Origin of the sequence: Methylobacterium tarhaniae, from assembly GCF_001043955.1 — a bacterium.
In the GTDB taxonomy this organism is placed as follows: Bacteria; Pseudomonadota; Alphaproteobacteria; order Rhizobiales; family Beijerinckiaceae; genus Methylobacterium; species Methylobacterium tarhaniae.
Map to the genome: position 1 here is coordinate 20,232 of NZ_LABZ01000242.1, position 8,250 is coordinate 28,481.

Annotated in this window: 8 protein-coding genes; 7 read left to right on the forward strand and 1 reads right to left on the reverse strand. The window is 71.3% G+C overall.

Translation table 11 applies throughout. The annotated features are described in order from the left end of the window. Positions 1-17 precede the first annotated feature (17 nt). Together VQ03_RS26980 and VQ03_RS26985 are read left to right on the forward strand one after the other, a co-directional pair. Positions 18-677, forward strand: a complete 660-nt coding sequence (locus VQ03_RS26980; RefSeq protein WP_048454014.1) for a protein-L-isoaspartate O-methyltransferase family protein — start codon at positions 18-20, stop codon at positions 675-677. Positions 678-854: 177 nt separating this feature from the next. Beyond that, complete coding sequence (locus VQ03_RS26985) at positions 855-2,411, forward strand: peptidoglycan DD-metalloendopeptidase family protein (protein WP_245292208.1); 1,557 nt, start codon at positions 855-857, stop codon at positions 2,409-2,411. 175 nt (positions 2,412-2,586) lie between these two features. Here the strand turns inward: VQ03_RS26985 and VQ03_RS26990 are convergent, their stop codons facing one another. Continuing rightward, positions 2,587-3,468, reverse strand: a complete 882-nt coding sequence (locus tag VQ03_RS26990; RefSeq protein WP_048454003.1) for an ATP-binding protein — start codon at positions 3,466-3,468, stop codon at positions 2,587-2,589. A gap of 228 nt (positions 3,469-3,696) precedes the next feature. On the opposite strand from VQ03_RS26990, the gene yajC reads away from it, so the two are divergent. The 5 genes from yajC to VQ03_RS27015 all read left to right on the forward strand — a co-directional run bounded on the left by yajC (position 3,697) and on the right by VQ03_RS27015 (position 8,090). Further along, a complete protein-coding gene (gene yajC, locus VQ03_RS26995) occupies positions 3,697-4,026 on the forward strand; it encodes a preprotein translocase subunit YajC (RefSeq protein WP_048454004.1) in 330 nt (109 codons plus the stop codon). An 89-nt stretch (positions 4,027-4,115) separates the two neighbouring features. Continuing rightward, the gene (secD, locus tag VQ03_RS27000) at positions 4,116-5,723 is read left to right on the forward strand and encodes a protein translocase subunit SecD (protein WP_048454005.1); all 1,608 of its coding nucleotides are present in this window, start codon (positions 4,116-4,118) and stop codon (positions 5,721-5,723) included. 84 nt (positions 5,724-5,807) lie between these two features. Continuing rightward, entirely contained in the window at positions 5,808-6,755 is a 948-nt protein-coding gene (gene secF, locus VQ03_RS27005; RefSeq protein WP_048454006.1) for a protein translocase subunit SecF, read from the forward strand. Beyond that, a complete protein-coding gene (locus VQ03_RS27010; RefSeq protein ID WP_048454007.1) occupies positions 6,755-7,159 on the forward strand; it encodes an Mth938-like domain-containing protein in 405 nt (134 codons plus the stop codon). Before secF ends, VQ03_RS27010 begins: the two co-directional genes overlap by 1 nt. Positions 7,160-7,223: 64 nt before the next feature. Further along, a complete protein-coding gene (locus VQ03_RS27015; protein ID WP_048454008.1) occupies positions 7,224-8,090 on the forward strand; it encodes a phytoene/squalene synthase family protein in 867 nt (288 codons plus the stop codon). Positions 8,091-8,250 lie beyond the last annotated feature (160 nt).

Here is an 8,250-nt window from a genome sequence, read left to right on the forward strand (position 1 = left end):
CGCCGGAGCCCCCCGGATTGGAGCCCGCCGAGGAGGCGTCCGGCGCGGTCGAGACCGCGGCTTTCGTGCTGGGCCTGCGCGCCCGGGGCGTGCGCGACGCCGCGGTCCTCGGCGCGATGGAGCGGGTGCCGCGGGAGGCCTTCGCGCCGCTCGCGTTCCGCGACCTCGCCCGCCGCGACATCGCCCTGCCGCTGCCCTGCGGTCAGACCATGACTGCGCCGAGCGTCATCGCCACGATGCTGGCGGCGCTCAACGCACAAGGCGCGCGCGTGCTCGAGATCGGCACCGGCTCGGGCTACGCCACGGCCCTGCTGCTGCGCTTAGGCGCCGCCGAGGTGGTCAGCCTCGAGCGCTACGCCCTGCTCGCCCGCAACGCCCGCTCGCGCCTCGACGCGCTCGGCTTCGGCGCCGCGATGGTGGGCCTCGCCGATGGCTGCGCCCCGCCGGAGGAGATCGGCACCTTCGACCGCATCCTGGTCAACGGCACCCTCCGCGACCTGCCCCCGGGGCTGATCGAGCGCCTGAACCCGGGCGGCCGCCTCGTCGGGGCGCTCGGCACCTCCGCCGGCCCCCGCCTCGTCGCCGTCGCCCTGGAGGCCGACGGCCCCTGGCGGCAGGTGCGCGAGACGCCCCTGCGCATCGCCCCGCTGACGCCCGGCCTCGCAGCCGCTCTCTGACCCGCCGCCGTGCCGGTTCCGCGGCACGGACGCAACGGTGCAGGTTTCCGACGCTCAAGGTGAAGCCGGAAAGCCGACCCGCAACGGAAGCTTAACCTGAATCCGGTTTGAATCCGCTTCATACGGTTGCGTGGATGTACGGGTGCGTCGATGCCGGATCGCGGGACAGGCAAGGGGATGCGGGCGCTGTCGCGCTTCGCCCTCATCGGGCTGATCGGGGGCGCGTCAGCGGCCTGCAGCACCGATGCGGTGCGGCTCGACCCGTTCTCGAACCCGTTCTCATCAAGTGCGAGCGGGGATCCGGGCGCCACCGGCAGCCTGCCCGAGGGCGGGGCGGTGGCACCGGCGGTGCGCTCGACGCCGATCCAGTCCAGGCCGCTGTCGGCCCCGACGGCCGCCGCGCCGCTGTCGAGCCGGCCCGTCACCGGGATGCCCTCCGCCCCGGTGCAGTCGCCGCGCGTCGCCGCGGCGGCCCCGGTGACCGGCGGCCCGGCCGGCTGGTCCGCCGCCGGCGGCACCACCATCACGGTCGGCGCCAATGACAGCCTGAACCAGATGTCGACCCGCTTCGGCGTGCCCTCCGCGGCGATCCTGCAGGCCAACGGCCTGTCGAGCGCCGCGCAGGTCACGCCCGGCCGCCAGATCGTGATCCCGGTCTACCATGCCGGCGGCGTGCCCGCGATGAGCGCCCGCGCGGTCCCGGCCGCACCGGCCCCGCGGGCGCCGGTGGCCGAGACCCGTCCGGCCGAGCCGGTGCGCCGGGTCGCCGAGGCGGCGCCCGAGCCGGCCCGCAAGGCGCCGGTCCGTCCCGGCCAGGCCGAGGCGAAGCCGGTGGCGCCCGCCGCCGCCGAGCGCGCCGCCAAGCTGACCTTGCGCAAGCCCGAGCCCCGCGAAGACGAGGAGCGGGTCGCCGCCAAGCCGCAGCGGCCCGAGCCGAAGGCCGTGGCCAAGGTGGCCGCACGCCAGCAGGACGACGAGGACGAGAAGGTCGCGGCCAAGCCCCACAAGCCCGAGGCCCATAAGCCCGAGCCGAAGGCTGCCGCGAAGGTCGAGCCGAAGGCGGCCGCGAAGGTCGAGCCGAAGAAGCCGGAGCCCAAGGTCGCCGAGAAGGCGAAGCCCGAGCCGAAGAAGGTCGCCGAAGCGGCGAAGCCCGAGCTCAAGAAGCCGGAGGTCAAGAAGCCGGAGCCGAAGCAGGCCGAGGCGCCGAAGCCCGAGGTGAAGAAGGTGGCGGAGCTGAAGGCCAAGCCCGAACCCGCGCCGAAGCCCGAGCCGGTCAAGCCGGTGAAGGTCGCCGCCCTGCCCGAGAAGGCGCCCGAGCCGGCGCCGGCTCCGGCCGTCGCCCCGGCGGCGCCCGCGCCGGAGCCGCAGGCGAGCTTCCGCTGGCCGGCCCGCGGCCGGGTGATCAACGGCTACGGTTCGAGCGGCAACGAGGGCATCAACATCGCGGTGCCCGAGGGCACGCCGGTCAAGGCTGCCGAGGAGGGCACCGTGGCCTATGCGGGCAGCGACGTGAAGGGCTATGGCAAGCTGGTCCTGGTGCGCCATGCCAACGGCTACGTGTCGGCCTATGCCCATAACGGCGAGATCGACGTGCGCCCCGGCGAGAAGGTGAAGCGCGGCCAGACCATCGCCAAGTCCGGCGCCTCGGGCAACGTCACCTCGCCGCAGCTGCACTTCGAGATCCGCAAGGGCGCGACCCCGGTCGACCCGATGCCGCACCTGGCGAGCAACTGACGCCAGACCGATCGGGAGAGGGGAGGCGGGGCCGCGTGCTCCGCCTTTCCTGCGTTCTGGGAAATGGCGACCGTATCCCGCCGCAACTGCCGCCCTCCGCGTCGTCCCGGGGCCACGTCGCGGGCCCGGGACGACGCGGTGGATGTCAGGACCGTGGATGCAGGCAATGGAGCCCTCACTCCAGCCTCTGCCCCAGCCGCCCCGCCAGGTCCTGGATGTATTGGAAGGCCGTGCGCCCCGAGCGCGCCCCGCGGGTGGTCGACCATTCGAGGGCCTCGGCCCGCAGCCGCTCCGGCTCGACCTGGAGACCGTAACGCGCCACGTAGGCGTCGATCATCGCCAGATACTCGTCCTGGCTGCACTTGTGGAAGCCGAGCCACAGGCCGAACCGGTCCGAGAGCGAGACCTTCTCCTCGACCGCCTCGCCCGGATTGATCGCCGTCGAGCGCTCGTTCTCCATCATGTCGCGGGCGAGGAGGTGGCGCCGGTTCGAGGTGGCGTAGAACAGGACGTTGTCGGGCCGGCCCTCGATGCCGCCGTCGAGCGCCGCCTTGAGCGACTTGTACGAGGTGTCCTCGGCGTCGAAGGACAGGTCGTCGCAGAACACCACGAAGCGGTGCGGGTCCGGCCGCAGCAGGCCCATGAGGGCGGGCAGGCCCTCGATGTCCTCGCGATGGATCTCGACGAGCTTCAGCGGCCGCTCCAGCCCCCGGGCGTTGATCTCGGCATGGACCGCCTTGACGAGCGAGGACTTGCCCATGCCGCGGGCGCCCCACAGGAGCGCGTTGTTGGCCGGCAGGCCGCGGGCGAAGCGCTCGGTATTGTCGAACAGGATGTCGCGCATCCGGTCGATGCCGCGCAACAAGCCCATCTCGACCCGGTTGACCCGCGGCACCGGCTGGAGCCGGCCCTCCGGCTGCCACACGAAGGCGTCGGCCGCCGAGAAATCCGGGCGCGGGATCGCCGGGGGGGCTGCGCGCTCCAGGGCCGCGGCGATGCGCAGCAGCACGGGGAGCAGGTCGGTCTCGGAGGGGCTTGAGCGGGTCTGGTCGGTCATCGCGGGCGAGCTTTGCAATCCTGCGCAGGAACGGACGTGCGGGTGGGGCCTCTTAATCCCTGGGCCGGACGGCGAGAACCCGCCTAGAGGCGAGGGCAGGCAGAAGGGCAGGGGAGCGCGGATCCCCGCCGTTGCTTTCGGGTCGCCCGTGGCTATAGTCCGCGCGCTTTTGCAAGGCCGGCGGGTACCCGCGCGGCCCGATTCCGCCTTGTTCGGGAGACCTTGAGAGTGATCACGCCCGCCTTCGCGCAGGGAGCCGGGGCGACCGGCGGCACGGACATCCTCGTGCAGGTCGTCCCCTTCATCCTGATCTTCGTGATCATGTACTTCCTGATCCTGCGCCCGCAGCAGCGCCGCGCCAAGGAGCACCAGGACATGGTCAAGAACGTGCGCCGCGGCGACACGGTGGTGACCACCGGCGGCATTGTCGGCCGGGTCGCCAAGGTGACCGAGGCCCCGGAGATCGAGGTCGAGATCGCCCCGAACGTCCAGGTCAAGGTGGTCCGCACCATGATCGCCGAGGTCCGGGCCAAGGGCGAGCCGGTCAAGGCCGCCTGAGCCGAACCTGACGCGAGGGCCGGACCCGGGCAAATCGCCCCGGGCCGCCCTATCTGACGCACACTCGAGGACCGGTTGGGACGCCGCGGATGCTCCGTATTTCCACCACGAAGGCCGTTGCGACGCTCGCCGTGATCCTGATCGGCCTGACGCTCGCCGTGCCGAGCTTCTTCACGGCCGATCAGCGCAAGAATTTCACCGCCTCGCTGCCGTCCTGGTTCCCGACCTGGATCGTGCCGACCCGCGCCATCGTGCTCGGCCTCGACCTCCAGGGCGGCTCGCAGATCGTGCTGGAGGTCGACCGCAACGACCTCGGTCGCACCATGGCGCAAGGGCTGCGCGACGACGTGCGCCAGGCCCTGCGCGAGGCCGGCGTGCAGGCCGATGGCGGCATCCAGCTGCAGCCGCGGGGCGTGCAACTGCGCATCAGCGACGCCGCCAACCGCGCCAAGGCGCTGCCGAAGCTGCAGGCCCTGTCGCAGCCCGTCACCGACGCCACCCTCGGCCAGACCGGCGCCCGCACCCTCGACCTGCGCGAGGAGCCGAACGGCCTGATCCAGCTCACCTACACCGATGCGGGCTTCAACGCCCGGGTGCGCCGGGCGGTCACCCAGGCGATCGAGGTGGTGCGCCGCCGCGTCGACCTCGGCGGCACCACCGAGCCGTCGATCCAGCAGCAGGGCGCCGACCGCATCCTGGTCCAGGTGCCGGGCCTGCAGGATCCGGCCCGCCTGGAGGAACAGCTCGGCAAGACCGCCAAGCTCGAATTCCGCATGCTCGCCGACAGCCCGGCCGGCGACGTCGACATGCTGCCCTCCAAGGACGCCAACGGTCAGAAGGTGCCGGTGGAGCGCCGCGTGATGGCCGACGGCGCCGACCTGACCGACGCCCAGCCGGGCTTCGACCAGAAGTCGAACGAGCCGATCGTCAACTTCAAGTTCAACCTGCGCGGTGCCCAGAAATTCGGCCAGGCGACGAGCGAGAATGTCGGCCGCGCCATGGCGATCGTCCTCGACAACGAGGTCGTCTCGGCGCCCCGCATCCTGCAGCCGATCACCGGCGGCCAGGGCCAGATCTCGGGCCGGTTCACGGTGCAGCAGGCCAACGACCTCTCGGTGCTGCTCCGCGCCGGCGCCCTGCCGGCCAAGCTGACCGTGATCGAGCGCCGCACCGTCGGCCCGGGCCTCGGCCGCGACTCGATCGAGGCCGGCAAGAACGCCACCCTCGTGGCGACCGTGCTCGTCGTGGTGCTGATGTTCGCCGCCTACGGCGTGTTCGGCCTCTTCGCCAACATCGCGCTCCTGGTCCATGTCGGGCTGATCCTCGGCCTGATGTCGGTGCTGGAAGCCACCATGACCCTGCCGGGCATCGCCGGCATCGTGCTCACCATCGGCACCGCGGTCGATTCGAACGTGCTGATCTACGAGCGCGTGCGGGAGGAGGTGCGGGCCGGCCGCTCGATCCCCTCGGCGCTCCAGGCCGGCTTCGACCGCGCCTTCGCGACCATCGTGGATTCCAACTCCACCATGGCGATCGCCGCCGTGATCCTGTTCTTCCTCGGCTCGGGGCCGGTGCGCGGCTTCGCGGTGGTGTTCATCCTCGGCATCCTGACCACGGTCATCACCGCCGTGACCCTGACCCGGATGATGATCGCCCTGTGGTACCAGCGCCTGCGGCCCAAGACCCTGCCGATCTGACGGATTTCTCGCGGGCGGCGAAGCCGCCCGCCTTACGCGCTGCGTCCGCCCGGGGCGCGCCGACACTCCCTTCCGAGACCGACGATGCGCCTCCTCCGCCTCTGGCCCGACGAATCCCACTTCGACTTCATGCGCCTGCGGCGCTTCAGCTTCCCGCTCTCGGCGGTGATCTCGGTCGCCACGGTGGTGCTGTTCCTGCAGATCGGGCTCAATTTCGGCATCGACTTCAAGGGCGGCACCCTCGTCGAGCTGCGGCCGAAGCCGGGCGTCACCTCCGATGTCGGCACGGTGCGCCACACCGCCAACGATTTCGGCTTCGGCGAAACCGAGGTGCAGGAGCTCGGCCAGGGCTCGATCTCGGTCCGCTTCCCGCTCCAGGCCGGCGGCGAGACCGGGCAGACCCTGGTGATGCAGAAGGCGCACGCCGCCTTCGACAAGGACTACGCCTTCGACCGCGTCGAGACCGTCGGCCCCCGCGTCTCGGGCGAGCTGGTGCAGTCGGGGACGATCGGCGTCGTGCTCTCGGTCGTGGCGGTGCTGCTCTACCTGTGGTTCCGGTTCGAGCGTGAGCTGGCCCTCGGCGCCATCGTCGGCACCCTGCACGACATCGTCATCACGGTCGGGCTGTTCGTGATCACCCGGATCGAGTTCAACATGACCTCGATCGCCGCGATCCTCACGATCGTCGGCTACTCGCTCAACGAGACGGTCGTGGTGTTCGACCGGACCCGCGAGCTGATGCGGCGCTACAAGACCATGCCGACCGAGCAGCTGCTCAACCTGTCGATTAACACCACCATGTCGCGCACGGTGATGACCGCGATGTCGACCGCCCTCTCCCTGCTCGCCCTGGTGCTGTTCGGCGGCGAGGCGATCAAGGGCTTCTCGGTGGTGATGCTGGCCGGCGTCGTGATCTGCACCTACTCGGCGATCTTCGTCTCGACTCCGTTCCTGATCTATATCGGGCTCCAGGCGGGCGGCAGCCGCTCGCAGGTGCGCGACCCCTCGACGCTGCCGCAGGCGGCCGAGTAGTGGCGGCGACACCGGACAGCCGCCCGGAGCGGCTCCACGACGGCTTCGTCCCGGGCCGTCACCCGATCGACGCCTATGGCGGCGGGGGCTTCCGCTTTGCCGAGATGTCGCATCGCGGCTCGATCCTGGCGCTGCCCTCCGGCGTCCGGGCCTGGGAGGTGACCGAGCCGGCCGGCATCACGCCGGAGAGCCTGAGCCCCCTCGTGGCCGAGGCCGGTGCGGTCAACCTGCTGCTGCTGGGCACCGGGGCCGAGATCGTGTTCGTGCCCGAATCCCTGCGCCGGTTCCTCAAGGAGGCCGGCATCGGCCTCGACGTGATGCAGACCGGCGCGGCGGCCCGGACCTACAACATCCTGATGGCCGAGAACCGCAAGGTCGCCGCCGCCCTGATCGCCGTGCCCTGAGCCACGTTCCTTGAGGCGACATCCCTGAGCCAAGCGTCTGAGCCAAGCGTCTGAGCCAAGCGTCATGAGCGGCACCGACATCCGGGATCCGGCCTGGGCCTACACCCATTGCGAGGCCCTGGTCCGGGAGGGCGACCCGGACCGCTGGTATGCCAGCCTCTACGCCCCGGTGGAGACGCGGCCCCATCTCCACGCGCTCGCCGCCTTCAGCCTGGAGGTCGCGCGGGTGCGCGAAGCCGTGTCGAGCCCGATGCCGGGCGAACTGCGCCTGCAATGGTGGCGCGACGCGCTCCAGGGCGAGGCGCGCGGGGACGTGCGGGCCCATCCGGTGGCGGCCGCCCTCGACGACACCCTGGTCAAGGCGCGCCTGCCGCGCCAGCCCCTCGTCGACCTGATCGACGCCCGGGTGTTCGACCTCTACGACGACCCGATGCCCTCGATCCGCGACCTCGAAGGCTATTGCGGCGAGACCGCCTCCTGCCTGATCCGCCTCGGCAGCCTGGTCCTGGCGAATGGTTCGGAGCCCGGCGGCGCGGCGGCGGCCGGCCATGCCGGCGTCGCCTACGCGGTGACCGGTCTCCTGCGGGCTTTGCCCTGGCACGCGCGCAGCGGCCAGGTCTACCTGCCGGCGGACGTGCTCGCCGCCCATGGCGTCACCCGCGAGGACATCGTGGCGGGACGCGGCGGCCCAGGATTGCTCGGCGCCTGCGCCGACATGCGCGCCCTGGTGCGCCGCCACCTCGCCGCCTATGCCGACGAGCGGGCGAGCATCGCGAGCGTAGCCGCCCCCGCCTTCCTGCCGGTCGCCCTCGTCGAGGGTTACCTCGCCGCGATGGAGCGGTCGGGCTACGATCCGCTGACCAGCGTGATCGAGGTGCCGAACTGGCGCCGGATCTGGCGGCTGTGGCGGGCGGCGCGGTCGGTCAAGTAGTCTCCACGTCCATTCACGATCCCCTGCGTCATGTATGGACGGCCCCCGGTTCGCAAGGGCTGTCTCTTTTTCACCTCTTCGGGCCCACGAGACCGTACTAGAAATCGTATGCCGTCTTTTTCTTTAAAAAAAAAAAACAAGATGACATCGTCAGATACAT

Bases quoted from the DNA above. Each gene is read 5' to 3' on its own strand.
- VQ03_RS26985 (WP_245292208.1), top strand. From the start codon at position 855: ATGCGGGCGCTGTCGCGCTTCGCCCTCATCGGGCTGATCGGGGGCGCG.
- VQ03_RS26990 (WP_048454003.1), bottom strand. From the start codon at position 3,468: ATGACCGACCAGACCCGCTCAAGCCCCTCCGAGACCGACCTGCTCCCC.
- secD (WP_048454005.1), top strand. From the start codon at position 4,116: ATGCTCCGTATTTCCACCACGAAGGCCGTTGCGACGCTCGCCGTGATC.
- secF (WP_048454006.1), top strand. From the start codon at position 5,808: ATGCGCCTCCTCCGCCTCTGGCCCGACGAATCCCACTTCGACTTCATG.
- VQ03_RS27015 (WP_048454008.1), top strand. From the start codon at position 7,224: ATGAGCGGCACCGACATCCGGGATCCGGCCTGGGCCTACACCCATTGC.